At 32.8% G+C, this 24,702-nt stretch carries 26 protein-coding genes and 1 other annotated feature; of the genes, 6 read left to right on the top strand and 20 right to left on the bottom strand.

The window, feature by feature from the left end; translation table 11 throughout:
- Window positions 1–4: 4 nt before the first annotated feature.
- From BN2665_RS11495 to BN2665_RS11420, 16 genes are all read right to left on the bottom strand, one after another.
- Window positions 5–646, bottom strand: coding sequence for a hypothetical protein (locus tag BN2665_RS11495; RefSeq protein WP_055667266.1), 642 nt, complete (start codon window positions 644–646; stop codon window positions 5–7).
- 12 nt (window positions 647–658) lie between these two features.
- Entirely contained in the window at window positions 659–1,744 is a 1,086-nt protein-coding gene (locus tag BN2665_RS11490) for a pyocin knob domain-containing protein (protein WP_055667265.1), read from the bottom strand.
- Between the two features lie 13 nt (window positions 1,745–1,757).
- Window positions 1,758–2,369: a YmfQ family protein gene (locus BN2665_RS11485; RefSeq protein WP_055667264.1), complete on the bottom strand. Its 612-nt coding sequence runs from the start codon at window positions 2,367–2,369 to the stop codon at window positions 1,758–1,760.
- 41 nt (window positions 2,370–2,410) lie between these two features.
- Window positions 2,411–3,451: a baseplate J/gp47 family protein gene (locus BN2665_RS11480; protein WP_055667263.1), complete on the bottom strand. Its 1,041-nt coding sequence runs from the start codon at window positions 3,449–3,451 to the stop codon at window positions 2,411–2,413.
- A complete protein-coding gene (locus tag BN2665_RS11475; RefSeq protein WP_055667262.1) occupies window positions 3,452–3,853 on the bottom strand; it encodes a DUF2634 domain-containing protein in 402 nt (133 codons plus the stop codon). It abuts the gene before it with no gap.
- A 2-nt stretch (window positions 3,854–3,855) separates the two neighbouring features.
- The gene (locus tag BN2665_RS11470) at window positions 3,856–4,188 is read right to left on the bottom strand and encodes a DUF2577 domain-containing protein (protein WP_055667261.1); all 333 of its coding nucleotides are present in this window, start codon (window positions 4,186–4,188) and stop codon (window positions 3,856–3,858) included.
- Window positions 4,189–4,190: 2 nt separating this feature from the next.
- Entirely contained in the window at window positions 4,191–5,162 is a 972-nt protein-coding gene (locus BN2665_RS11465; RefSeq protein WP_055667260.1) for an XkdQ/YqbQ family protein, read from the bottom strand.
- A gap of 11 nt (window positions 5,163–5,173) precedes the next feature.
- Entirely contained in the window at window positions 5,174–5,851 is a 678-nt protein-coding gene (locus BN2665_RS11460; RefSeq protein WP_055667259.1) for a LysM peptidoglycan-binding domain-containing protein, read from the bottom strand.
- Window positions 5,851–7,938, bottom strand: a complete 2,088-nt coding sequence (locus tag BN2665_RS11455) for a hypothetical protein (protein WP_055667258.1) — start codon at window positions 7,936–7,938, stop codon at window positions 5,851–5,853. The genes BN2665_RS11460 and BN2665_RS11455 overlap by 1 nt, the downstream gene beginning before the upstream one ends.
- A gap of 199 nt (window positions 7,939–8,137) precedes the next feature.
- Window positions 8,138–8,551, bottom strand: a complete 414-nt coding sequence (locus tag BN2665_RS11450) for a phage tail assembly chaperone (RefSeq protein WP_055667257.1) — start codon at window positions 8,549–8,551, stop codon at window positions 8,138–8,140.
- A gap of 18 nt (window positions 8,552–8,569) precedes the next feature.
- Window positions 8,570–9,034: a phage tail tube protein gene (locus tag BN2665_RS11445; protein WP_055667256.1), complete on the bottom strand. Its 465-nt coding sequence runs from the start codon at window positions 9,032–9,034 to the stop codon at window positions 8,570–8,572.
- A gap of 4 nt (window positions 9,035–9,038) precedes the next feature.
- Window positions 9,039–10,355, bottom strand: coding sequence for a phage tail sheath family protein (locus tag BN2665_RS11440; RefSeq protein ID WP_055667255.1), 1,317 nt, complete (start codon window positions 10,353–10,355; stop codon window positions 9,039–9,041).
- Complete coding sequence (locus BN2665_RS11435) at window positions 10,356–10,547, bottom strand: hypothetical protein (RefSeq protein ID WP_055667254.1); 192 nt, start codon at window positions 10,545–10,547, stop codon at window positions 10,356–10,358.
- Complete coding sequence (locus BN2665_RS11430) at window positions 10,537–10,971, bottom strand: phage tail terminator family protein (protein ID WP_055667253.1); 435 nt, start codon at window positions 10,969–10,971, stop codon at window positions 10,537–10,539. Before BN2665_RS11430 ends, BN2665_RS11435 begins: the two co-directional genes overlap by 11 nt.
- Window positions 10,972–11,060: 89 nt before the next feature.
- Window positions 11,061–11,243, bottom strand: a complete 183-nt coding sequence (locus BN2665_RS11425; protein ID WP_055667252.1) for a hypothetical protein — start codon at window positions 11,241–11,243, stop codon at window positions 11,061–11,063.
- A 223-nt stretch (window positions 11,244–11,466) separates the two neighbouring features.
- On the bottom strand, window positions 11,467–11,919 hold the full coding sequence (locus tag BN2665_RS11420; protein WP_055667251.1) for a DUF722 domain-containing protein: 453 nt from the start codon (window positions 11,917–11,919) through the stop codon (window positions 11,467–11,469).
- Between the two features lie 217 nt (window positions 11,920–12,136).
- On the opposite strand from BN2665_RS11420, the gene BN2665_RS11415 reads away from it, so the two are divergent.
- From BN2665_RS11415 to BN2665_RS11400, 4 genes are all read left to right on the top strand, one after another.
- The gene (locus BN2665_RS11415) at window positions 12,137–12,556 is read left to right on the top strand and encodes a helix-turn-helix domain-containing protein (RefSeq protein WP_055667250.1); all 420 of its coding nucleotides are present in this window, start codon (window positions 12,137–12,139) and stop codon (window positions 12,554–12,556) included.
- Window positions 12,557–12,580: 24 nt separating this feature from the next.
- A complete protein-coding gene (locus tag BN2665_RS11410) occupies window positions 12,581–13,039 on the top strand; it encodes an ImmA/IrrE family metallo-endopeptidase (RefSeq protein WP_055667249.1) in 459 nt (152 codons plus the stop codon).
- Between the two features lie 192 nt (window positions 13,040–13,231).
- Window positions 13,232–13,753 (top strand): CDP-diacylglycerol--serine O-phosphatidyltransferase, encoded by a 522-nt coding sequence (gene pssA / locus BN2665_RS11405; protein WP_154674931.1) that lies wholly within the window; start codon window positions 13,232–13,234, stop codon window positions 13,751–13,753.
- 139 nt (window positions 13,754–13,892) lie between these two features.
- Entirely contained in the window at window positions 13,893–15,704 is a 1,812-nt protein-coding gene (locus BN2665_RS11400) for an urease accessory protein UreH domain-containing protein (protein WP_055667247.1), read from the top strand.
- Window positions 15,705–15,788: 84 nt separating this feature from the next.
- Here BN2665_RS11400 and tyrS read toward each other — a convergent pair whose 3' ends face one another.
- Together tyrS and BN2665_RS11390 are read right to left on the bottom strand one after the other, a co-directional pair.
- Entirely contained in the window at window positions 15,789–16,997 is a 1,209-nt protein-coding gene (gene tyrS, locus BN2665_RS11395) for a tyrosine--tRNA ligase (RefSeq protein WP_055667246.1), read from the bottom strand.
- Window positions 16,998–17,142: 145 nt separating this feature from the next.
- Window positions 17,143–17,405, bottom strand: a binding site (T-box leader).
- Between the two features lie 70 nt (window positions 17,406–17,475).
- On the bottom strand, window positions 17,476–20,043 hold the full coding sequence (locus BN2665_RS11390) for a family 10 glycosylhydrolase (RefSeq protein ID WP_055667245.1): 2,568 nt from the start codon (window positions 20,041–20,043) through the stop codon (window positions 17,476–17,478).
- A 285-nt stretch (window positions 20,044–20,328) separates the two neighbouring features.
- Here BN2665_RS11390 and hydE point away from each other — a divergent pair, with 285 nt between their 5' ends.
- Window positions 20,329–21,357 (top strand): [FeFe] hydrogenase H-cluster radical SAM maturase HydE, encoded by a 1,029-nt coding sequence (gene hydE, locus BN2665_RS11385; protein ID WP_055667244.1) that lies wholly within the window; start codon window positions 20,329–20,331, stop codon window positions 21,355–21,357.
- Window positions 21,358–21,560: 203 nt separating this feature from the next.
- The gene (locus tag BN2665_RS11380) at window positions 21,561–22,094 is read left to right on the top strand and encodes a hypothetical protein (RefSeq protein WP_055667243.1); all 534 of its coding nucleotides are present in this window, start codon (window positions 21,561–21,563) and stop codon (window positions 22,092–22,094) included.
- Window positions 22,095–22,099: 5 nt separating this feature from the next.
- On the opposite strand, the gene BN2665_RS11375 is transcribed toward BN2665_RS11380, so the two are convergent.
- Window positions 22,100–22,702: a hypothetical protein gene (locus BN2665_RS11375; protein WP_055667242.1), complete on the bottom strand. Its 603-nt coding sequence runs from the start codon at window positions 22,700–22,702 to the stop codon at window positions 22,100–22,102.
- A gap of 328 nt (window positions 22,703–23,030) precedes the next feature.
- Entirely contained in the window at window positions 23,031–24,689 is a 1,659-nt protein-coding gene (locus tag BN2665_RS11370; protein ID WP_055667241.1) for a glutamine--tRNA ligase/YqeY domain fusion protein, read from the bottom strand.
- Window positions 24,690–24,702 lie beyond the last annotated feature (13 nt).

The following is a 24,702-nucleotide window of genomic DNA, read 5'->3' as shown; positions in this document are numbered from 1 at the left end:
TTTATTAGTCTGCATTATTGTATCCACAACATCCATTTAAGCAACTATTAGCACAGTATCCTCCGCACCCAGTGCATCCACTGCAAGTACCAGTACATCCTCCCGTGCATCCAGTACATGCATCCCTACATCCAGTACATCCATCACAATTACCAGTGCAAGATGTAGAGCATGCGCCGCCACATCCAGAGCACCCATCACACCCTCCAGTACAAGATGTTGAGCATACACCCCCACATCCAGAACATCCATTACATCCTCCAGTGCATGACGTTGTACATGTATTAATGCACATTCCACTACATGCTGAAGCACAATCATTATTAGATCTTTCACCTCTAGGCTGAGCTTCAAAAGTTGTCATATTAGCTTCTAGTAAAACCATATAAGGCACGCTCTGCGAAAACTTTTTCGAAGGTAAGGCTACCTTAGCAGGATTAATTGCAGCCATTACATCTCGTATTTTAGAGTAATGCTCAATACTTATGGTATTTCCCTTCTTAGGGCTTTTACTGAAATCATATGACGCAGAAGCATATTGGGTTAAACTTCCATTTCCATTTCTTCTATTCATTTCATTTTTTACTCTATTTTTAAGATTTATAAAATCTTGAGGATTAAATGTACTTGATAATTTCATAGACATGCTAAACACCTCCTAAGCAAAATCAAATAAACCTATAGTCATAGGTATTATCTGAATATAATCTAAATTAATTTCGTACGCGCTAGATTGTTGTAAAAGTGTAATAACTATTTTTAATTGATTATTAGTAGCTTTTCCATTTTTATATTCAAATCCTAAGTAAAAGCACTGATAATCTGAAGTAGAAGAAAAGTCATTTAACTTTAAAGTTCCTGACTTTATGCTGGAGTAAGTTCCATTATTGTTTTTTTGTATGTCAAATTTTATAGCATCTGTAGTTCCAGTATTATTTGATGACTTAAGTCTAAACATAATACAATAATTTCCTAGCTTTAAATTATCTATAACTTTTTCTGTTAAAATCTTTTGTCCAGAAGCTAAAAAGGTATCAAATATACATTGAGAAAATTCTGTTAAATTATCTAATTTCTTATTTCCTGGTAAATTGCTATTATTTAATAAAGTTGATAAATGAGAATTTGTTTTAATATCATTAGAGTTATTAAAAAGTTGTTCAAAGTCACGTTGATCAAGAATTTTTCTCCAGCTTCCCCATGTTGTACTTTGGGATGTTCTATAATAACGACTTTCTCCATCATTATTTAACGGAGTCGCTATTTGCATACCGTGACCATTATTGTCAAAATGTCTTCCAATCTGTACATGCCACCAACCTGATTTAAATATTTGTGTTTCATCAACTTGAAATAAGCCATCGCCACTATTTGTATAAAATCCTGCTTCTAGCTTAGTATTTTGAAGTTGAATAGCAGTTAGTCTTTTTGTATTCGCCTTTTCTCCCAATTGCGTCGTAACACCCGCTATTTTTGTATCAGTATAAGCCTTTGCACTGCTCTCAGCAGTATTAGCTTTTGCTTGAGCTGCTGAAGGCGTTTCAGCCCCTAAATCGCTAGCTGTTAAGGTTACTGCACCAGTTTTGTTGTTTACGCTGATTACTGGTACCATAATATTACTAGCTTTATTATCTACTTCTTTTATCTTCTGATCTATGATATCCGCGTTATAATTAAGATCTTCTATATTTACTACATCTGTGCCCTCTGGCTTTTTTAAGCCATAATTTGCTGTAGTTTTCAAGCTTATCATCTCCTTATCCAAATACTCTTAAGGCATCCCAGATTTTAGAATTATTCCAGAGTAAGTTATTTTGATATAGCATATTCCAAGTAGTGTAAGTGAATTTAAAATCATAAGCTAAGTGAGCCGGCTTTATTGTATCTATCATATCTTTAAAATCTGTCAGATTTTTAGGAATACCTTTAACTCCTACAAATTTTACTGTGAAAGCATACTCTTCTGGGTGTTCTATAATATCTACTTCTCCACCACTAAAGGCTTCTGCGGTTTCCTTCAGCATTTTAGGAGTTACGGTTCCTTGTCCTCTCTTTTTAGCTTTTAATATCTCTCTTCTCTCTTCATAAGATTTATTACTATCGATTTTCACACCATATGAATCCTCCCATAGTGCTAACCCCCATGCAGAAGTATCTATGAAGCATTGCTCAAGAATGCTTTTGATATTCAATCTTAAAAGAACAATTTCATCCTCTACGATACTATATAAAGTTCTAAACTCTCTTACCTCTCTTAGAACTTGGGGTAAATAATATAATAAATTTGGTCTACATAATTTTGTCTCCTGGCTATCTCTCATGCTATTATCTCCATATTCTAATGAAGAATATTTTTCTGTATCATACAAGCATCATCCCTCCCTTAATGCCAATCCTCTGGATACATTTCTTACGCCTCCAATGCTAAAGCTTCTAACACTGGTATTTCATCCTCTTCTAAGCCCACGTTAGAGGTTACTCCATTTATACTTAGATTTTGATAATCCAAAACCCCAGGGGTATTTAAAAGAATATTTCCTACTTTGGCTATGCTTACATAGGAAAGTTCAAAGGCTATATCCTTTAGATAATCTTCAATTAACTTAGTGAATTCTTGCTGAACCTGAGCTATATTAAATCCATTGGCTAATATTACTTTGGAAGATACATTAATTTGCTTTTCTATAGCTCCAGCCACAGTAACCTTAGGACCTATAGGTTTAAGATTTTGTATGTGATTAAACACATTATTTATTAGTTCATCACTGGGAGCCGTTCTATTAGAATCAACTATAACAATCTTTACAGTTCCTTCACCCTTCCAAAGAGGAAAAACTTTTGCTTTTCCCACTCCGTTCACCTCTAAGGCCCATTGCTTATAATGATTAGAATTTCCCGAGGTTGTTGGGTTCTTTATCTTATTAGAAAGCCTATTGAATAGATCTTCTGCCGATTCGATGTCCTTTCCTCTCTCTAAAACCTCCCCGAGCTCTGCTACAGCTAAGCCTTCAATATAATCTATAGGAATTAACCTGCCTTCATATTCATTACCTATAGCTCCTTTTACTTCGCATTGTAGCTTATAGATACCCATAGATATTTTTTCTATAGCTTTAAAGTTTAAGCCTTCTATGGAAAATCTGTTGTCTATAGGTATATCCATAAGGTTATTTTTATCATCGAAAAACATAGCTTTTCTTAAGGAAAAGGTAGCTTGCTTTCTTTCTATACCTACTTCTAGGGCTCTCTTTTCAATATATTCTTCCGGTACCTCTAAATTAGGAAAAGCATATTCTAAGTATCTGTCTAAATCTGAATAGGCTCTTGCTAATTCTAAGGCTATAGGAGCCAATATATTAAATGCTACACTGCTTTCCCTCTTATCTTGATCTTCTAGCTTATCAAGCATTCTTCTTAAAATTTCATCCTCTTTATTGCCTTCTTGGAACAACTATATCACCACCTTTTCTTCGTTAAATTCTCCGTAAATAGAAAAGATAGTGAATTTTATCAAAACACTATCTTTATAATATTCAAATATAAAATCATTCACATCTTCTATCCTATCATCCTGCAGCAAGGCTTCTTTAATCCTTCTCTTTAACTCATTCTCTGCTATAGCTTTGTCCATGCCTATTAAGGTTTTAAGCTCACTGCCGTAGCTCCAGCTATATATAGGGTGTTCATATCTTTCTGTATTTAGGATTAAATAAGCAGCTTGTTTTACTGCATCTAACCCCTCTGCAAAGCCAGATATTTTATTATTTTTAAAATCTACTCTATAGGTTTTGCTAGGTTCTTTAAGTCTTATTAACTGCGAATTATTTAATTCTCCTTTAGGCAGAATACTCATTGTTACACCACCTTATCCAAAATTACATATTGCTGTCCACCCTGTACTCTCAATAGCAATAGCTTATCCCCTTGTTTAAGACCTTCTCTGATTACCAATTTAAACAAAGCTTTACCACTTACTCCAGGTTCGCAGCTATGGTCATGGGTTAAATCAACGTCATATCTTGTTAAACTTTCTGGTATAATAAGAAACTCCTTGGTCAGTATAAATCTTTGATCTATCCTTACTTCTAAAGGATCTAGACTTATCATTTCACCAAAGAGTATATTTACTGGATTGGCAGCTCCTACGGCCTCCATGCCAGCCTTTTTCATTATCTCTATCATGCCCATAATTACACCACCTTTAAATCCAAGCTCATGGTGTGGGTGTTTTGCGAAAATACGTGTGAGGCCTCTTCTATGAGGAAAATTTGCTTAAATCCTAATTCATCAATATCTACAAATACACCTGTACCAGCCCTGAGCTTTATATCATTAGCTAAATCATTCCCTATTAGCTCCAACTTAAAGGTCTTGCTTTCCTTATTTTTAAGTTTCATGATCTGATCCGCCATTTCCTTTATTTGAGCGGAATTCATATTTTCTTCAGCCTTATGATAGTATTGAAGCAGTCCCCACTTAGCAATATTTTTGCTGTCCTGAACAACATAAATATCTCTTTTTTTACTTTCTTTGTTATCCTTAACTACTTTTATTTTATTATAAGTATCATTATCTATGCTCTTTTTATAGTCAAAGTCACTCAAATTACTACTTGCATCTACTACCACTGTTTGTCTTAAATTGTTTATATTTTTAAGTGCTAGGCTACCAAAATCATCATAGAAAACATAATTCTTGCCTGTAGCTATAAGTGTCTTATCTAGTGCACTATAAATGATATCCAAAAGCTTTTTATTATCTTCAACCAAAGATGGAATCACATAGCCTGTATTCTCTAGATCACCTAGAGCTAATTGAAAATTCTTTGCTATGGTTTCAATAATTTGTGTTGCAGTTTTATTGGTAAATACATAAGTATCATTAGATAGTAAATATCTCATTTGATCATAGGCTGTTATACTTTTTTTATCCTCTTTTTTTGAGTAGCTTTCCGTAAAAATATATCCGTAAAATATATTATTGCCAGCTACGCTAAACCTTATGGGGTTCCCATTATTAGCTTTAAACTCATTAGCATTTATATAATTAAACTCTAAGCTAGCTGGTTTTCCTATACGCTTAGTCTTCCAGGTTATCTCTCCTGCTAGCTCACTAATGTTGAAAACATTACCATCTCTATTATCTACTAGTAACTCAATCATCTAATCACCTTCTATGGCAATATTATTATTTGTCCAACATAAATTAAGTCTGGATTTTTTATATTGTTTAGCTTAGCTATTTCTGGATATCTGCTGCCGTTACCTAAATATTTTTTCGCTATACCCCATAAGCTATCTCCTGATCTTACCACATGCTGTTTTGGAGCTGGTCTTTCAACTGGCCTTTGAGAGGTGCTTTCAGCTATTACTTTAATTTGTTCTTTATTTTCTGCTATAGATATACTATTTTGAAATACTACTTTCTTGGCTGCATAGAGCACATAGGTCTTAAGCTTTATTTCAAATTCAATATCTCCTACTGCTCCACCAACTTCACCATATTTAAAATCTTCTATACTAAATAAATCATTAATCTCTATAGGACCGCCTATGAATATGAATCTTATATATTTTTTATCCACTCTCCACTTTTCTATCAAGTTAATGTAAAAAGCTGGAGTAAATACCTTATCTGTATTGACATAAGGACCAGTGTGTAAAGGAAAATAGCTCTTAAAGGATATCTCTTTAGGCTTTGGAAGCTGTAATTTAGTTATCTCCCCTAAATTAATCACCTCAAAATTTTTGTTGTTGCTAGATGAGTCCATTCTGATTTCCTCAGGATTCACGGGGAGGATAAAACCTTCCTCCCCACCATTAACTCCTAGGTACATCTTGTAATCAGCCATTAAGCATACACCCCCTCAGCTTGTATAGCAAGCTCATTTTGCATGTAATTTTCAATTTTAGTTATTATTTTATTTATATCAGCTTCTTCCTTTATATCTCCAGTAGTCACTTGAACGGTAGGGGTTAAGGTTACAAAGTTTTGTATGCTCTCCTGCTCTGCTAAATCCCTTAAGAACTGTAGATTTTCATTACTAATACCTATGTTGTCATTTACTTTATCTAATTTGTCGTTGCCCATATTGAAATTATCTGTTTGCTGTGTATTCCAATCCTTTAGCAAATTGCTTTGGTCTTTTATTAAGGAAGATGTATCAGGCATTTTAGGCATCTTAAAACTGAATTTATCCTCTAAATTTTTACCAAAATTATACCCTGAATTGTATGCATCACCATAATCTACCCTTGCGTCAATTGTAGGCGCTTTTCTATCAAGTGTTATTGCCTTATCGTTTTTCCCCCATTCAAGCACATTATCTTGCAGAGAAGAAAGTGCTGATGTCCAACTTGTACCAAATATTGCATCAATAATTTTAGTGACTATTTTTCCAAGTGATAAAAACCATGAAATAATTTGACCAATTAGGTTGGCAACAGCATCACCAAAACTATTAAATCCACCATTTGCCACATTTAAGACCCATTCAATGATTCCAATAAATGGTTCAACAAAACGTGTCCAAAGATATTGAATTACCGCGTTAATTACACCTATAATGGTGTTCCAAATAAATGCACCTACAAATGCAATTGCGCCGACAATCATTCCTGTTGCGGATAAACTGGTTCCAGCAAAATGATTCACCGCTGCTACAGCAGCATAAAATAATGTAATCAGTATAATTATAGCAATTATAATCCAGGTTATAGGGCATGCTGCCAATGCAGCATTTAAGCCATCTTGAGCCACTATCAGCGCAAATATAGCCGCCGTTTCTGCCCAAGACACAACAGTACGCCAAATTTTAACAGCAATATCTTTCATGGTTGTTAACCAAGCAATCCCCATTGTGGCATTATAAACAATCATAGCAGCTGCAATCCCTAAGATTATTGGAGCTATAATGTCTAAATTATCAACCACTAAACTTGCTATCTTCATAAATATATCTGCCACACCTACTCCTAAATTTATTATTGTACTTAATCCAGCACTCATTATACTTATAAACCTTTGGAAATTGCTGCTTGAAAAGCCTTCATTTAACCTTATCATTAGTGGCGTTAAAGCTTGTAACCCAACTTCACCTATTTCTGCTAAAGAGGAGCTATAATTTTCCTTAAGTTGATCCAGCTGAGGCATAGGCAATCTATTGTACTCCGCTAATCTTTCCTCTGTAAGTCCCTTTTTATTAAGCAAAATATCAAATTTCCCTATAAAATCCTCCGTACTTTTAGAGGCTTTAAGTATCCCTGTATCCGTCTCATCAAAGCCAAAGTTCTCTTTGAGAGAGGAAAAATTTCCTGACATAGCTTCCTTTAAACTATCTCCTGAACCCTGAAGTCCTTGATTTGGATTATATAAGGTTAACCTTTCCGATAAATTTTCAAGCTTATCTAGACTATTTGTATTCTTAGTAATCTCCATAAAATTACGAGCATTGCTGGCAAAATCTTCAAAAGCAAAGGCACTACTATTAGCATGTTTCTTTAAATTATCAAAATAAGCTTTTCCAACCTCTTTGTTTCCCAGGGCTGTTTGAATATTAAATAGATCTTGCTCAGCTTTAGCTGCCCCTTCTATGCTTAACTTCATGCCTGATTTTAAATTATCAAAACCTAGGAAGCCACTTACTAAGCCCTTAACTTCCCCCAACAATTTCTTAATAGGATTAGAGCTTTTTTCAACTGAATCATTAACATTCTTTTGCCCCTTAGCAGCCTTGTCCTGAGCTCCAGATAGGATATTTAAAGATTCTACATAGGTATTGAAGTTACTATTAATAGCACTCATATCTATGTTTATATAGTTAACAAAGTTTTTAGTAATATTCTTAGTTAAACTTAAACTTTTATTAACTTGTTGGATAGAGCTACCTATATTATCAAAGATTACTAAAGAATTTTCTAATGAAGATATATTTATCACCTCTCTTTCATCTATCTCTTTGCTTTGTTCATAGCCTTTGCTTCTTTTTCCACATGCAAGTCTATGGAAGCATAAATAAAGGCTCTTTCTCTGTTATCTATTGGCTCTAGCGGGGATTTACCAGCTAATACCCCTGGTCTTATCTTTAATCTATGGAGGGCGTAGTGGGCATAATTAGCCTCACCATCGCCCTCCTTTATTAATTTTTTGCTTCTTCTATTAGCTCCTGCATGCTTAGATCATAGCCATTTACTTCTGATACTAGGTTAGTTAACACTGAATATTCTCCATCCACCATCTTTATTTTCATGGCCTTTAGGAGTTCTTCTGCTCCTATAACTCCCCAGGACTTCTGTAATTCTGCACTTTTAAAATCAGGGTATACCGTTGTCTCTATGATCAAATTAGCAATATACTTATCCTGATCTGTCTCTATCATCTTTTGTCCTTTTACCACAGAGACTTTTCTGCATTTTTTCCTTAGCTCATCGCCACGAGCAGCAGATATAGGCTTAAATTTCATAGGCCTGTCCTTTCCGCCGATTTTCAGAGTTCTTTCTATTACCTCTACTTCATCAAAGCTTTCCATTAAAAAATCTTGAAAATTACTCATTATTAATACCTCCTACTTCTATCCTAAGGTTGGATTGTTAAATTTATTTAGTAAATCTATGTCTGAGAAAGTAAATGCCATATCTTCTGATAAGAAATCTGCATCTGTGTCAAAAGCAGCCACAGTAACGTCATTGAAATTACAATGCTTTAATACCACCGTTTGTTTTCCTAAGGAACTTGTAGGATCCTCATTTATAACCATTATATCGAAATAGGTGTCTACCCCTGTTTTTACATATTTAAGCATAAGGTCTATAAACAAAGAAGTAGCATAATAAATAGTAAGAGTTCCAGTGCCCTTCCATCCTTTAGCCTTACTTTGAGTACCTCTTTTTCCTAAGGTTTTTCCTTCAGCTTTTTCTTTTTCTATTTTTGCTTCTATTTTCTTTGCATAGAACAGTTCTTCGTTCCTTCCATCAATTGTTATATAAGCTCTGGCCTCTTGACCGCTAATAGCATCTTCAAATTTAAAAAATCCCATAATATTATCGAACCTCCACTTCCATATATAATTTTTCCATAGAATCTACGGGTTGAGCAGCAATCTGAACAAACACAGAGTCTTTATCAATACCTGACAAAATTCCTACATCCTCTGCCACCACATTCTGCAAAGCGTTAACAGCCTGCATGCTTTCTAGTAATTTAATGATATCTTTCTTAAATAGATTTCTTCCATCTTCATTATTATGACCTTTGCCTACATATCTTGTGTCCCAAAGCCATTTGATCTCTTTATTTATTCCATCAAGTACTCTAAGTACTCTGTTTTTTCTAAAGTCTTTATTTCTCTCTTCTGTGAAAGTCTTTAGAGTATTAATATCCTGTTCAATAACCACCTTACCATTGTTTATAGTAAATACTATCTCTCCATTTTTAAGGGCACTTTCTATTTCAGCATTGGTATATCTAGTATCTACATCCATAGCTCCCTCATAGCTAACGTAAGTATTGGATTGATTTATATCAGCTCCTGCCGTAGCTCCAGCTACAAAGGCAACTGCTTTATCAGAGGTTATGATGGTGTTGTCACTTAGAATGACCCCGTTCTTTACACTTATTACCCCTTCATAATCAGCTTCAGGATATTTTTCTAGTACTACTTGTATTTTTCTTCCCTCTTGTTCTCTAAGCCTTTTCACAAAATTTACAGCTACAGCCTTTAAACTTGAGTCTGTAGTAGCTATACCCATGGTATTAAATTCATATAGCTCTATAGCCTCAAAATACTCAGTATAGTTTTGGTTAGTAATAGTTCCATCGGTACCACCTGTTAGATTTATTCCTGCTGTAGCTGCTAAAGTTCCTGTACCACTAAAAGTAACGAATTGATTGGCCTTCAAATCTGCTATAGTTTTTACAGCACTTTGCTTATCAATTTGCATATTTCCTGCCATGGTTATTACATCAAAGGCTGTATTATCAACTATATTAGTCTGAATTATGATCTTCACATTATTACCCTTAGTTCCGCTATATTTAGCCTCTATAGTTAAATTTTCATGAGTAGCCTTGGCTCTTTCCCCTGAGTTTAATCTATACAGTAATACTTTATTAGCTCTTTTTAATGCTTCACGGATTAATAATGCTGAACTATCATTTATATCAATGCCTACAACATCAAAGATATTAGTGCCTGTATTGACTTCCAGCACCTTTTTCTCAGGACCAAAGGGCAGAATTAAAGGTAAGGTAACTATCCCTCTCTCTCCTGAAATGTTTTCACCTTTCTTTTCAGATTTAAAATTTATATATGCTCCTGGTCTTACTTTATTTTGCTTTGTCCAATTGCCTCCAGCCATCTATTTTACCTCCTTATTATTAAAATTATCTAAAATTCCCTTAACTTCATGTAAAGTATATTGTTTATCCTCTAATAAAGCATTTAATATATCTCTTTCAATAAGCGAAAATTTATCTGAGGATACTATTTGTTCTTTACTAAACGCAGCCTGATTTTCAATGCTATTATTAACCTGTATTTTAAGATCCATTTTTTACACCAGCTTTCTGTGTTAATTTATTCATAAGCTCTGAAGTTTCAGCCTTCTTTATAAAATGATAACTATATTGAAGCGTAAAATGTAAAACATCCTCTACCACCTTATAATTCATGGCTGTAGTCCTATATAAACTATTATCTATGGGTAAATACTCAAGCACCTCATAAAGCTTGTCCCCAGTATCATTAAAATCTGAGTTTATACTTTCTTTATTGCTAAAATAACTAATGTCAAAAGTTAAGCTCCTAGTATATTTGCTGCTCAGCTCTTTACTTTGACTAGAGTTTAATACCTTAACAAAAAAGCAAGGCTTATTAAATCCCTGCTCTGTTCCTTCATCATATACACTTGTATTTGGAAACTCTATCGCTAGTACTTCCTTGATTTGTTTCTTAAAATCATTTGCGCTTATCATGTACTATATACAACCTCCAATTTAATGTTGCACTAATAAAGCAGTCATCTTTCTAATTTAACTATTTATTACAGGACCCAATTATTAAATCATCTAATCTGCCTTATGGCGCCACCCTTGCTGCGCTTATAGCACCTCTGAGACATAAGTTCTATTATATCTCTTTCTTTTAGCTCATCCTCCTTTTGCTGGTAGTACTTTACCTTAGATTTTTCTAAAGTGCTTTCAATATTTTGTTTTATATCCATTCCTACCATATCTCTTATTTGCATGCCCTCACCTCCCTCATATAATGAAATAACCATTCTTTAGATGTAATAAATAGTTGAAATGTAAAAAGACATCTAGTGAACTAGATGCCTTTAATATAGAATTATTTAATAAGGATTAGAAGCCCTAGCTCCGTTACCCTTATTTTCTATGATACTATACTAACACATGGTTTCTGTAAATGTTATAGAATTTTTAAGACTTCTTTCTGGATTTTTTACGGAATTAATTTGCATATTTATTGAAGACCCATACCAAAGGTATTATTTTATTTATAGCAGCTCTCTTAATTCTACAGCAATAATCCCCATCCATATTAAGTATCATACCAACCTTATTCCAGTTATATCCTTCAAAGCACCTTAATTCAATTATTCTCTTCTCTGTTTCTTCTAAGGTGCCCATGGCATTATCTATTTTAGATATAAGTCTTTTCTTACTTTCCATTTCTCTAGATAGCTTTTCCACTACTTTTATTTTATTTAAAACCTCATTTTCTACGCTAGAATTAAATTTATTTGTAGCTCCAGTTTTTTCTCCGTATGTAATATCACTTACTCCTTTATATTCAGCTTCCACTTCTTCTATTTCTAATAACAAATTATTAATTTCAGCTTTAATGGTTTTATAATTTAAAAGTACTCCTTCAGTTTTTTTAAGTAAATCTTTATTTATCATTTATATACCCCCTATGTACCTTCTCAAAATTAATTTTTATTAATCATTTTATGTGATTATATTATCATTTAAAATGATTGATGTCACATCATAAAAAATCATGTTATACATCATTTAAAATAAATAAACCAGTATTGCTAAATTTTTCTTGTAAATTCTTTAAATTATCATTGATTTTATCATTTAAAATGATAAAATATTGATAGAGGTGATTAATTTGTTGGGCGGTAAAATAAAAAAGCTTAGAGAAAGCAAGAGATTAACCCAAAAGCAGCTTGCTGATGTAATAGGAGTTGGTCAATCTACCATAGGTATGATTGAAAGCGGTAAAAATAAAGGCAGTAATGAAACCTTATTTAAATTATCTAAATACTTTAATGTATCCATTGATTACTTACTTAATTCAGAAGAAAAATCTGAGAATCAAGCCTATCCCTTAAGTAATAGAAATTATTCAGTTAAAGAGGAATACGAAAAATCTTCTATAGAAAAGCCTATTGATAGAATATCAAAGGTAGCTGCAGAAAATAAAATCCAGACCTTAGCAGCACATTTTAAAGGCGAAGAGTTTACAGACGAAGACGTAGAGGATATAGAGAACTTTATTAAGTTTATACTGTCTAAGAAAAAAAAGTAGAGTAAAGGGAATTGAGGGGTTTATATGACATATGACGAACTTTTATATGAAGCTGAAAAACAGGGCATAGAAGTAGTTGAAATGAAATTCAAGGGTAAAAGCAGCGGGTTATATGCAGATAATACAATAGCTTTAAATAAAAATATAGAAACAGTAAATGAAAAACGCTGCGTACTTGCAGAAGAGCTAGGACACCACTATACTTCTAGTGGAAATATCTTAGATGCTGCAAATATAGTTAGCCTAAAGCAAGAAAGGCGAGCTCGGTATTGGGCTTATAAAAGGTTGATTGGAATTATTGATTTGGTAAATGGATATAAATCCGGAGCAAAAAATAGATATGAATTAGCCGAATATTTAAATGTTACAGAAGAGTTTCTTGAGAATGCCCTAATAAATTATAAAGAAAAATATGGTCTATATTGTGAAATAGATAACTATGTAGTATATTTTGATCCATTGATTGTTTTAGAGATGTTTTAGTTCAATCCTTACAAAAATGTAAGATTAAAATCTTATTTTGTAATGTAATCATCTTTAACTATTAAGAATAATATTCTATAATAAAGTAGAGCCCTTAATAAGATATTTTTTTAACTAACTGTGCAGATATTTGTATTATATGAACTTTTGTTATATAATATATATTTGAATATTAATTAACAGGGGGATGTTATTATGAAAAACTTAAAAAATTCAATACCCAATCTGCTGACTTTAAGCAATCTATCCTGTGGAATAATATCTCTTATAATGACTTTTGAAGGTAATTATGCTTTAGCAAGCTTATTTATAATATTTGCAGGTATTATTGATAGGTATGATGGAAGAATAGCTAGGGCCCTCAATGTTTCTAGCGAAATAGGAAAAGAATTAGACTCTTTAAGCGATCTTGTATCCTTTGGAGTTGCTCCCGCAGTTTTAATCTTTAACATTTATAGTTTAAGAAATTTTGGGTTGATGGGATTTTTACCTCTATTGCTATTCCCTATAGCAGGAGCTTATAGGTTAGCTAGATATAATATTTCAAGCTTTGATGGAGTATTTACTGGAATACCAATAACCATAGCTGGAACCTTTCTTGCTCTTTATGCTTTGATACCAGCTAGAAAGCCTTTAATATGCAACTTTGGTATAATATTAGCCTTCGTACTGTCTTATTTGATGATTTCCAAGCTAAAATTAAGAAAGAGATAATTCTTTAAAAAGAGATCTTATGTAAAGGTCTCTTTTTATTATATATATAAATAATTAATTGCACTTCTTCATAGTTTCTACACATATACTTAATATACTATACATTGGATTAAACTTATTAAAGTTTTGGAGGTATTTTATGAGTGTTAGAAAAGTTAATGTAAAAGTATATGATATGACTTGTAACTCCTGTGAAAAAAAAGTTGAAAATGAAATTAAAAAAAATAAGGGCGTTATAAACGCCATGGCCAGTCACAAAGAAAGCAAGGTGCTAGTAGAATATGAAGATGATTCATGCAGCTTAGATCAAATCAAGAACTCTATTAAGAAATCTGGATATTCTCTTAATGATTCTAAAGAATTTAAGTTTTTAGGAATTTTAATTATTGCCCTTGCAATCATTATGCTTAGCAGAATTACCCAAGGCTTTGATATGGAATCAAAACTGAGTGGAGCAGGTTATATAATGCTTTTTATCATAGGAGCACTTACCTCTATCCACTGTGTAGGAATGTGCGGCGGAATAATGCTTTCTCAAAGCTTATCCTATAAGGGAGAAAATAAATTTCAAGCGATGATACCAGCCCTTCAATACAATATAGGCAGAATTGTATCTTATACTATTTTAGGGGGATTAATAGGTGCTTTAGGCTCTGTTTTTTCTTTATCAATTTTTACTAAGGGTATTATTCAGCTTGTCGCTGGGATTTTCATGGTTATCATGGGACTAAATCTTTATGGCTTTAAATTCTTTAAATCTATAAGCATAAAGCTTCCCTGGTCCTCTTGTTCTATGAAGAAAAACTCTAAAGCTCCCTTTGTAGTAGGTCTACTTAATGGCCTTATGCCCTGCGGACCCTTGCAAACCATGCAATTATATGCTTTAGGTACTGGAAGTGCCTTAAAGGGCGCTCTTTCAATGTTTCTCTTCTCCTTAGGTACCGTACCTTTAATGCTAACCTTCGGAGCTATTTCTGGATTGTTAGCAAAAGGCTATACTAAAAAAATATTGAAATTCAGTGGAATTCTTGTGATTATATTAGGTATTATAATGAGTAATAGAGGTTTTGCCCTATTTGGTATAAATTTAAACCCAATGGTTGCTATGGCTTCTTTAAAAAGTAATAATTCTCTTTCTTCAAATAAGTCTCCTTCTGGATATAAGGCTACATTACAAGACGGTGTGCAAATAGTTAATATGACCGCAGACAATAGAGGCTATACTCCAAATGTGATATATGTAAAGAAGAATACTCCTGTAAAATGGGTTATTGACGGCAAACAGCTTAATTCTTGTAACAATGCCATAGTTGTCCCTGCTTTAAATAAACAGCAAAAGTTAAAGAGCGGAGAAAATATAATAGAATTTACTCCTAAAGATCAGGATATTAACTTTAGTTGTTGGATGGGAATGATCAGAGGAGTTATTAAAGTAGTAGATAATCTGGATACTGTTGATACCTCTAAATCTGAAGATATACCCCCTTCCCAGGGAGGGAGCTGCTGCAGCACAGGAGGAAGTATGTTTTCTCCCGCTCCAGAAAATGATAAGAAAAGCATCTATGGAGATGATATTACAAAGGCCCCCACTGAAAAACTAGTTAAACTCGCAAAGATAGATAAAGATGGACAGTCTATTTCAATAAAAGGTCAAGGATATGAATTTGATCCTATAGTCACTGTGCTTAACAAAGGTTTAAATACAAAGCTGACTATAGACTTACGTAACTTTGATAATGTAGAAGGAACCTACTATTTATTTGATATTGATTCATCAAAAAACATCCTTTCCTTTAAAGGAAAGAAAGATATAATTAATTTAAATTTCACAAGAGATATTACAAGCACCTTAGGGATTATTAAGGATGGTCAATTACTTGGAATCTTAGAGGTGGTGGATGATTTAAATAAAGTTAATTTAGATGATGTTAGAAGGAAGTTTATTTACTAATTATCTCTTAACATAATTTAAGAAAAAAGCGACGTTGGTCGCTTTTTTCAATTCACAGTTCACAATTAAAGTAGTTTTTATTTATTATAAAGTAATTTTTAAGAAATTCTTCTTCCCTACCTGTAAAATACACTCTTCTTCTATTTGCATATTTTCAGTGATTTTTTCATTATTTAACTTTATTGCTCCTTGAGATAATAATCTTCTTGCCTCACTTTTACTTCCTGTTAACCCTGTTGAGGTTATGATATTTATTATATCTCTCACATCCCCTATATTGCTTTGAGATAGACTAATACTTGGAAGCTCTTTAGGTATCTCCTTACATTGAAATACCTTTTTAAAATACTCTTCAGCTGCTTCTGCCTGTTCTTCTCCATGGTACAACTTAACTACTTCCTTTGCTAATTCCATTTTAATATCCCTAGGATTAGCTTTACCATTTTCTAGCCTATTTTTTATTTCATTTATTGTATCTGGATGTATATCTGTGGTTAATTCAAAGTACTTTATTATCATAGAATCTGGAATAGACATGGCCTTACCGTATATGTCTTTAGGATCCTCATTAATTCCTATATAGTTTCCTAAGCTCTTGCTCATTTTTTCTTTGCCATCGGTACCCTCAAGCAAAGGCATGAATAATGCTACTTGGCTTTCCATTCCATAATCCTTTTGAATGGTTCTTCCCATTAAAACATTAAATCTTTGGTCAGTGCCTCCTAATTCAATATCAGCTTTAATACACACAGAGTCATAAGCTTGCATTAAGGGATAGAAAAATTCATGTATGCCTACACTTAAATTATTGTCAAATCTATTCTTAAAATCCTCTCTTTCAAGCATTCTTGCTACAGTATACTTTGAAGCTAAATCTATGACATCTCTAAAATTCATCTTAGATAACCATTCGCTGTTAAATCTCACTTCTGTGCTATCTTTGCGCAGTATTTTAAATATCTGTTCTTCGTAGGTCTTAGCATTTATTAAAACTTCTTCTTTGCTTAGCTGCTTTCTAGCCTTGGATTTACCTGTGGGATCCCCTATCATTCCGGTGAAATCCCCTATTATAATAATAGCCTTATGGCCTAAATCCTGCATTTGTCTTATCTTTCTTAAAACCACGGAATGACCTAAGTGAATATCAGGGGCTGTAGGATCTAATCCTAATTTTACTGTTAAGGGTCTATTTTCTTTAATTGATTGTTCTAATTTTTTCCTTAAATCCTGAATATCTATTATTTCCGCTGCTCCTTTTGAAATTATTTTTATTTGTTCATCTATACTAATCATTAAAATTCCTCCTAAAAATAGCGATTTATTTATATTGTTTATCTATGCTTATAATTTTTAAATTATATAAAACATTATAATAGGTCAGCTGCAGTCTGACCTATTATTTGTTATAAAATAAAAAACTCCCGCCCTCAAACTTACGTTTGAGGACGAGAGAATAACTTCGCGGTACCACCTCAGTTTATTAATACTTCACAGTACTAACCTTTTTAAGTACAGTGCTATTGCACGATACTCTAGCATTATAACGGATGCAAGGCAACCGAAATCAGCCTACTACTTCCTAAGGAAGGTTTGGTGAACAGCTCAGAGATGTATTCAAAAGGTTTCTCAATGCCCCTCTCAGCTAACGGGTGCTCTCTGTAAAAGAAAATACATTTTTACTCTTCTCATCATCGCTTTTTAATATATTAGCTTTTAATATACCGTATCATACTATACAATACTTGTCAACACTTTAAATGCCAATAAATTTTTAACTTATCTTTTTGGCTACTAAAACTAAATCAAATATATCAATAGCATTATCATTATTTAAGTCTAAAGTTTTATTCCAATTAGGATGTGTGCTATTTATATTAAAATTAGCTGCTATAGCAGTTAAATCTAGAATATCTACTTTACCATCCTTATTTACATCCTCACTGCCTATATTAAAGTATTCTTTTACTCCACTAACAATGGATGAAACGATCTTATCCTGATAGCTATCAGTCTTAATCTTTCCTTCTTCTTGCTCATTAGTTATAAAACCGCACTCTACAAGTATAGCAGGCATTTTAGTTTCTCTAAGTACTACAAAATTAGCAGTTTTTACTCCTCTATTTCTAGCCCCAGTATTTTTAATTAGATTATCTTGCACCTTATCGGCCAAGGCCTGTCCTTTATTATTACCAGAATAATGGTAAGTCTCTATACCATTAGCATTAGGATCTGAAAAGGAATTTTGATGTATGGATATAAAAATATCTGCATTGTTGCTGTTAGCCATAGAAGCTATATCACTTAATTCCACGAAGAGGTCATCACTTCTAGACATTAAAACCTCAAAGCCATAGCCTGAAAGAGTATTGTATAGCTTTTTTGCTATAGATAGATTTAAATCCTTCTCCTGAGTCTTGCTAAAACCTATAGAGCCTGGATCTTTACCTCCATGACCAGGGTCTATAAATATTTTTATATCTCCTTGAACATAATAATTTAATATCATGCTTGCATCATAATCTTTAGTAGATCCACCTTCTTTTACATCAACTTTAATGGTATAATTACCTGGTTTTGAAGGTGTCCATTTATAATTTGCAGAGGTTGAATAAGGCTGAACTACATTCCAGGAACTACCATCAGAAATAGAGAATCTATAGGATAAATTTTTTCCTGTAGCATTAGCATTAATATTTATATTAGTATAGGTTCTCTGAGGAGACGGTTTGTCCGCATTTATAGAATTTATAGTTACACTGCTATTTGAAGAAATATTGCTAGGATTACTTTCTACATCGGCTCTATTTACTGCAGCAACAGCATAATTATATAACTTATTGGACTCTATTTTAGTATCCAAAAATTTTAAAGAAGATAAACTATCTTTTCTTAATAGAGCTAAAATATGAGCAGGATTTTCCGTATCTAAAGACTGTCCTACTTCGCTTCTGTAGATAACATAATAATCCGTATTAGCATTATCATCTTTCCAGCTTAACTCTATACCGTTACCTGTTGTTAAAACAGCATTTAAATTAGGAGAGGTTGGCTTTTGAGAGCTAATATTGCTTACATTTGGAACAAGGGAAGGATATTTATACAAATCATTTTTTAATTTGTCCTTAATCCCTAGTTTATTTAAAGTCAAATCTTTTACACTGAAAAAGGCGCTTCCTTTAATCACATCGAAGGTTCTGTTATATCTTATTTGATTTGGAATTTCCTCCTCATTTAACCAAGGTTGTCCCGAAGATCCGTCCCCTATTTTATAGGCTGCATGTCCAATATAAAGTTGAGTTTTCTTATCTTTTAATTGCTGAGTCCACCAATTTATTAGTTTCTCATAATCAGCAATAGAGTAGCCAAAACTCCAATATATTTGAGGTATTATGTAATCTATATAATTTTCATTTACCCATTTTAAAGAATCTGCGTAGGTAGCATTATAACTGGTAAGCCCATTAGTCTCTGATCCATTAGGAGCCTCAGCGTTTTTATTTCTCCAGATACCAAAGGGACTAACTCCAAATTTCACCTGGGATTTTTGCTGCTTTATTTTTGATGAAAGTTCCTTTAAAAAGTTGTTTATATTATCTCTTCTCCAATCTCCTATATCTTTATAGCCACTGCCATAAGTGCTAAATTCTTTTTCATCAGGAAATTGAACATTATTTTTAGGATAGGGATAAAAATAATCATCCAAGTGCACTGCATCTATGTTATAATTATTAACTACCTCTAAAATGGTATCTATAACATATTGCCTAGCTTCAGGAATACCTGGATTTATCCAATGATATCCTTCATAATTTACAATCCATTCACCGTGGTTCTTTAAAGGACTTCCTGAAGGTAATGCACTTAAATATAGGTTTTTGTCAAAATTAGATTCTGTGGCGATTCTAAAGGGATTAAACCAAGCATGGAATTCTAGATTCCTTTTATGTGCTTCCTCTAAAGCAAACTTAAGAGGATCATAGCCCGGATTATTTCCCAAGGTTCCAGTTAAATACTTAGACCAAGGCGCATAATTAGAGGGATAAAAAGCATCTCCCTTAGCTCTAACTTGAAAAATTACAGCATTCATTGACATGTTCTTAATTTCATCATACATGGCACTAAGCTCTTGCTTCTGTGTTGTTGAACTTAATCCAGCCTTTGACGGCCAATTCACATTGTCCACTGTAGCTATCCAAACTCCTCTAAATTCATTCTTCTTAAAAATTGTATCCTTAGGAATAGTCAAGGCATTGACTTTTAAATTTATGCTTGGACTAAATATATTTAAAAATAATATTACTCCTAAAGTAATTGCAATTAAGCTTCTTTTATAGTTCATTTATACACCCACCTTACCATAATATGATTAAATATATTAAATTCACAATTAAATTCTACCATATAGTATAGCAATAAACAATTTTATATGAAAAAATACTAAGAAAAAATAAATTTCCTAATTTTCCTTATGATTCCTTAAAAGTTTTATATATCCTCTAAGCTCTCTCCTCTTATAATTGCTATATTCGATTTTTTTTGATAAAATAAACTAGAAAATGCCTTAAGGCATCGTAAAAAATAACTAGTTATTTTTTTGGAGGTGCCTAAATTTAAGGAGGATATTATGTTAGAAATAATTAATAAAGCCGAGAATACTCATGATTTAGAAAAAAGTGAACTAGTTGCTTTATTATCCTATAATGAATTTGATGAAGAGATTTTTAAAGCTGCAGATAGGGTTAGAAAAAAGTATGTTGGTGATGAGGTTCATCTTAGAGGTCTCATTGAATTCACTAATATATGTAAGAGAAATTGCCTTTATTGTGGCTTGAGAAGAGACAATAAAAACCTTAGTAGATATAGATTAACAGAAGAGGAAATTATAAATTTTGCTAGTAAGGCCGTTAGTTATGGCTACAAAACCCTTGTGCTCCAAGGGGGAGAAGATGATTATTTTACAAAGGAAAGACTTATAAACATTTTAAAAGAGATAAAAAAGCTTGATGTAGCCGTAACCTTGAGCATTGGAGAGAGACCATATGAAGAATATAAAGCCTTTAAAGAAGCGGGTGGGGACAGATTTTTAATTAGAATTGAAACCACAGATAAAAATTTATATGAGGACCTTGACCCTGGCATGAGTCATGATGAAAGAAAAAGATGCTTAAAGGATCTAAAAGAACTAGGTTATGAGGTAGGTACAGGCTCCTTAGTAGGCTTACCTAATCAGACTATTGACTCCTTAGCTGAAGACATTTTGTTTTTTAAAAGCATAGACGCAGATATGGTAGGTATTGGCCCTTTTATACCTAATGAAGATACTCCATTATCCAAGGAAGCTGGTGGTACCTTTGATATGGCAAGAAAGGTAATGGCCTTAACTAGACTGCTTCTTCCAGACTCTAATATTCCAGCTACCACCGCTATGGAAACCTTAAATAAAAACGGCAGACTATTAGCTTTGCAAAGTGGAGCCAATGTAGTTATGCCTAATGTAACTGAAGGTGAGTATAGAAAATTATATGCCCTTTACCCAGGAAAGATTTGTACTGGCGATACCCCTGCCCATTGTAGAGGCTGTATTACTGGTAAAATCAAAAGTATTAATCGTACCATAGGTGAGGATAAAGGATTTAGAAAATCACATAGATAACTAATATGTTTAAGGCTTAAGGAAATATCAGTATTCCTTAAGCTTTTTATACATAGCTTAATAAGTTCACCCGGAACCCTCTGAGCAAGTATTTCATAAATTATATTAGGCATCTCAAAATAATAAACCAAAGGTTAGTGGTATATTTTTAGAGATGCATTAATCAAATGTAGTCTATCCTATATAAAGGGAGTGATTATGAAATGCATTCAGATGAAGAGTGGTTTCACAGCATTTATTTGTATACTAAAAAGAAAATAAGAAAAAAATTTGTATACTTAGGTCAAGGTATCAGCAGAAAAGTATATGCTATAAATGATGATTATGTTATTAAAGTTGCTAAGGGCCATGATGGTTTATATCAAAATAAAGTAGAATACTATATATTTACTAACGCTTCTAACAACCTTAAAAAATATCTTTGTCCCATAATCTGGTTCAAACCTAGAATGATAGTTATGAAAAGAGCGGTGCCTTTAAGTGACTTAACTAATAATAAAGATATTGACTTAAAAATTATAAGAACTGAAAAAAACGCTTTCGAGGAACTAACAGAACTCTATGAAAAATTTTTTTTACTTTATGAAGATATAATATCTACTAGTTCTTGGGGAATATTAAATGGAGAAAAAGTTTTGATTGATTATGGCTGTACCAATGATTTAGGGGATTTATTCTATGATATTAAATTTTCTCTTATGAATGATAAAAATAAAGGCATTAGTTTTAACAATTAATGCCTTTATAAATGATCAAATATTTTATTCTTCTTATATTTTTGCTCAAATTCTCTTAAGTAATTTAAGAGAGTATCCTGTTTAGAACTTAGATTCTTATTGATAGTATCATTATTATTACATATGGTGTTCTCATTTAACAAGGATATGAAACTTAATACTGGAAAAATTGAATCTAATTCCAGCTGAAATGAAAGCTTTGCAAGTTCATAAGCTAGCTCTTCTTCTTGTATGTCATAGTCTAAATCCCTAACCAACTGAGTGATAAGATTATATTTTTGAAAATGCTTCTTTTCACTATTAATCACCACATCTTCTTTTCTCTCTAAGGCTAAAAGAAATTCTTTGGCAATTGCCTCAAGTTCTTTACAGGATTTTTCAATATCTATTTGTGACTTTAAATCTTCATATAACCGTTTATCCTTAAAGCCATCTCCAAAAACCTTTCTTTTGGATTTCCACTCTTTATATAACTGTGAGCCTAACAAAATTTCTCTTGCTTCTTCTACAGATTTTTCCTCTTTTAAAAGCTTTATAGCATATTTCATTATTTCATTATGATTTTTTTTGTCTTCCTTGAAGTTACCTTTCTCCTTAAATATATTCATCTCAATACCTCACAAAACACTATTTTTATAGATAAAGACTGCCATAAGGCATCGTAAAAAAATAGCTAGTCAAAGATGCGAAGTATATTTTGCGTAAGACAAGGACACAGGTTCCATTAATAGTGGGGCTATTAGTGGGTTCTAATATTAATTTGCATTAATTATAGAGTTACTTTTGCGCGGAACGCAGGTGTCCTGCGGAAAGAGCGCAACTTTATAGTAACTCTTTTAATGCAAATTAATAGTGGACGCAGTATTACGCAAAATAGACGAGTAGATTGACTAGTTATTTTTTTGGAGATGCCTAAAGCAGCCTTCATCCCTGTTGTTATTTTTCTATTTTGAAAGAACTCTTTAATGAGACTATTCTATTAAATACTAGTCTTTGCTCTGAAGTATATTTACTATCCACATTAAAATACCCATGTCTAAAGAATTGGAACTTATCTTGAATCTTTGCATCCTTTATATTACCTTCAATAAAACCTTGAAGTACTTCTAAGGAATTAGGATTTATTTGATTTAAGAAGGTCTTACCTTCCTCATTCTCTTCATCTAATATTAAGGGTTCATATAGTCTAAACTCCGCAGGAACAGCGCTCTTTGCATCAACCCAGTGTATTGTTCCTTTAACCTTTCTTCCAGTAAAGCCACTGCCGCTCTTTGTTTCTGGATCATAGGTGCAATGAACCTCTACAACTCTTCCCTCTTTATCCTTAATAAAATTTTCGCATTTAACGAAATAAGCGCCCTTTAATCTCACTTCGTTTCCAGGGAATAATCTAAAATATTTTTTAGGTGGGTTTTCCATGAAATCTTCTTCTTCTATATACAGTTCTCTTGAAAAAGGCACTAATCTCTTACCCATAGATGGGTCATCTGGACTGTTTTCTATCTCTAACATTTCCACCTTATCCTCTGGATAGTTGGTAATTATAATCTTTATAGGTCTTAAAACCCCCATAGTTCTTGGTGCTTTTAGATTTAAATCTTCCCTTATAAAATGTTCTAACATTTGACCATCTACAGTACTATTGCTTTTCGCTACTCCTATGGCTCTGCAGAAATTTCTAATAGCCTCTGGAGTATATCCTCTTCTTCTAAGTCCAGCAATAGTAGGCATACGTGGATCATCCCATCCATCTACTACATTTTCATCCACTAAAAGCTTAAGCTTTCTTTTACTCATAACGGTATTAGTTATATTTAATCTTGCGAATTCAATCTGTCTTGGTTTGCTTTCCATTTCACACTCATTTATTACCCAATCATATAAAGGGCGGTGGTCTTCAAACTCTAGAGTACAAATTGAATGAGTAACTCCCTCTATAGCATCCTCAATAGGATGAGCGAAATCATACATAGGATAAATACACCATTTATCTCCTGTGTTATGATGAGAAGCGTGAGCAATACGATATATTATAGGATCTCTCATATTAATGTTTGGTGATGCCATATCGATTTTAGCTCTTAACACCTTTTCACCATCTTTAAACTCACCTTTTTTCATTCTTTCAAAAAGCTCTAAATTCTCTTCTATAGTTCTCTTTCTATAAGGACTTTCTTTACCTGGCTCTGTTAAAGTTCCTCTATGTTCTTTTATCTCATCTGCATTTAAATCACATACATAAGCTTTCCCTTTCTTTATTAGAAGTAGAGCTCTATTATACATTTCCTCAAAGTAATTAGATGCAAAATATAAGCCTTCCCATTGAAAGCCTAACCATCTTACATCTTCTTCGATAGATTCCACATATTCAGTATCTTCTTTTATAGGATTTGTATCATCAAATCTAAGGTTTGTTTTACCTTTAAATTCATCTGCTAATTCAAAATTTAAAACTATTGATTTTGCATGACCTATATGTAAATATCCATTAGGCTCTGGAGGGAAACGAGTCACTATTTCCTGATGTTTTCCAGACTTTAGATCCTCAATTACTATATTTTTTATAAAGTTAGATGAAGTCGTTATATTTTCCATTGTTCACCATTCC

This window comes from Desnuesiella massiliensis (genome assembly GCF_001403615.1).
GTDB classification, from domain to species: domain Bacteria; phylum Bacillota; class Clostridia; order Clostridiales; family Clostridiaceae; genus Desnuesiella; species Desnuesiella massiliensis.
The sequence above is the reverse complement of the archived record's forward strand: the minus strand, read 5'-3'. Positions and strand labels throughout refer to the sequence as shown.

Bases quoted from the DNA above. Each gene is read 5' to 3' on its own strand.
- BN2665_RS11450 (WP_055667257.1), bottom strand. From the start codon at position 8,551: ATGAGTAATTTTCAAGATTTTTTAATGGAAAGCTTTGATGAAGTAGAG.
- BN2665_RS11410 (WP_055667249.1), top strand. From the start codon at position 12,581: ATGACATATGACGAACTTTTATATGAAGCTGAAAAACAGGGCATAGAA.
- tyrS (WP_055667246.1), bottom strand. From the start codon at position 16,997: ATGATTAGTATAGATGAACAAATAAAAATAATTTCAAAAGGAGCAGCG.
- BN2665_RS11390 (WP_055667245.1), bottom strand. From the start codon at position 20,043: ATGAACTATAAAAGAAGCTTAATTGCAATTACTTTAGGAGTAATATTA.
- BN2665_RS11465 (WP_055667260.1), bottom strand. From the start codon at position 5,162: ATGATTGAGTTACTAGTAGATAATAGAGATGGTAATGTTTTCAACATT.
- hydE (WP_055667244.1), top strand. From the start codon at position 20,329: ATGTTAGAAATAATTAATAAAGCCGAGAATACTCATGATTTAGAAAAA.
- BN2665_RS11445 (WP_055667256.1), bottom strand. From the start codon at position 9,034: ATGGGATTTTTTAAATTTGAAGATGCTATTAGCGGTCAAGAGGCCAGA.
- BN2665_RS11420 (WP_055667251.1), bottom strand. From the start codon at position 11,919: ATGATAAATAAAGATTTACTTAAAAAAACTGAAGGAGTACTTTTAAAT.
- BN2665_RS11400 (WP_055667247.1), top strand. From the start codon at position 13,893: ATGAGTGTTAGAAAAGTTAATGTAAAAGTATATGATATGACTTGTAAC.
- BN2665_RS11475 (WP_055667262.1), bottom strand. From the start codon at position 3,853: ATGAGTATTCTGCCTAAAGGAGAATTAAATAATTCGCAGTTAATAAGA.
- BN2665_RS11440 (WP_055667255.1), bottom strand. From the start codon at position 10,355: ATGGCTGGAGGCAATTGGACAAAGCAAAATAAAGTAAGACCAGGAGCA.
- BN2665_RS11460 (WP_055667259.1), bottom strand. From the start codon at position 5,851: ATGGCTGATTACAAGATGTACCTAGGAGTTAATGGTGGGGAGGAAGGT.
- BN2665_RS11495 (WP_055667266.1), bottom strand. From the start codon at position 646: ATGTCTATGAAATTATCAAGTACATTTAATCCTCAAGATTTTATAAAT.
- BN2665_RS11380 (WP_055667243.1), top strand. From the start codon at position 21,561: ATGCATTCAGATGAAGAGTGGTTTCACAGCATTTATTTGTATACTAAA.
- BN2665_RS11435 (WP_055667254.1), bottom strand. From the start codon at position 10,547: ATGGATCTTAAAATACAGGTTAATAATAGCATTGAAAATCAGGCTGCG.
- BN2665_RS11370 (WP_055667241.1), bottom strand. From the start codon at position 24,689: ATGGAAAATATAACGACTTCATCTAACTTTATAAAAAATATAGTAATT.
- BN2665_RS11470 (WP_055667261.1), bottom strand. From the start codon at position 4,188: ATGGGCATGATAGAGATAATGAAAAAGGCTGGCATGGAGGCCGTAGGA.
- BN2665_RS11425 (WP_055667252.1), bottom strand. From the start codon at position 11,243: ATGCAAATAAGAGATATGGTAGGAATGGATATAAAACAAAATATTGAA.
- BN2665_RS11430 (WP_055667253.1), bottom strand. From the start codon at position 10,971: ATGATAAGCGCAAATGATTTTAAGAAACAAATCAAGGAAGTACTAGCG.
- BN2665_RS11375 (WP_055667242.1), bottom strand. From the start codon at position 22,702: ATGAATATATTTAAGGAGAAAGGTAACTTCAAGGAAGACAAAAAAAAT.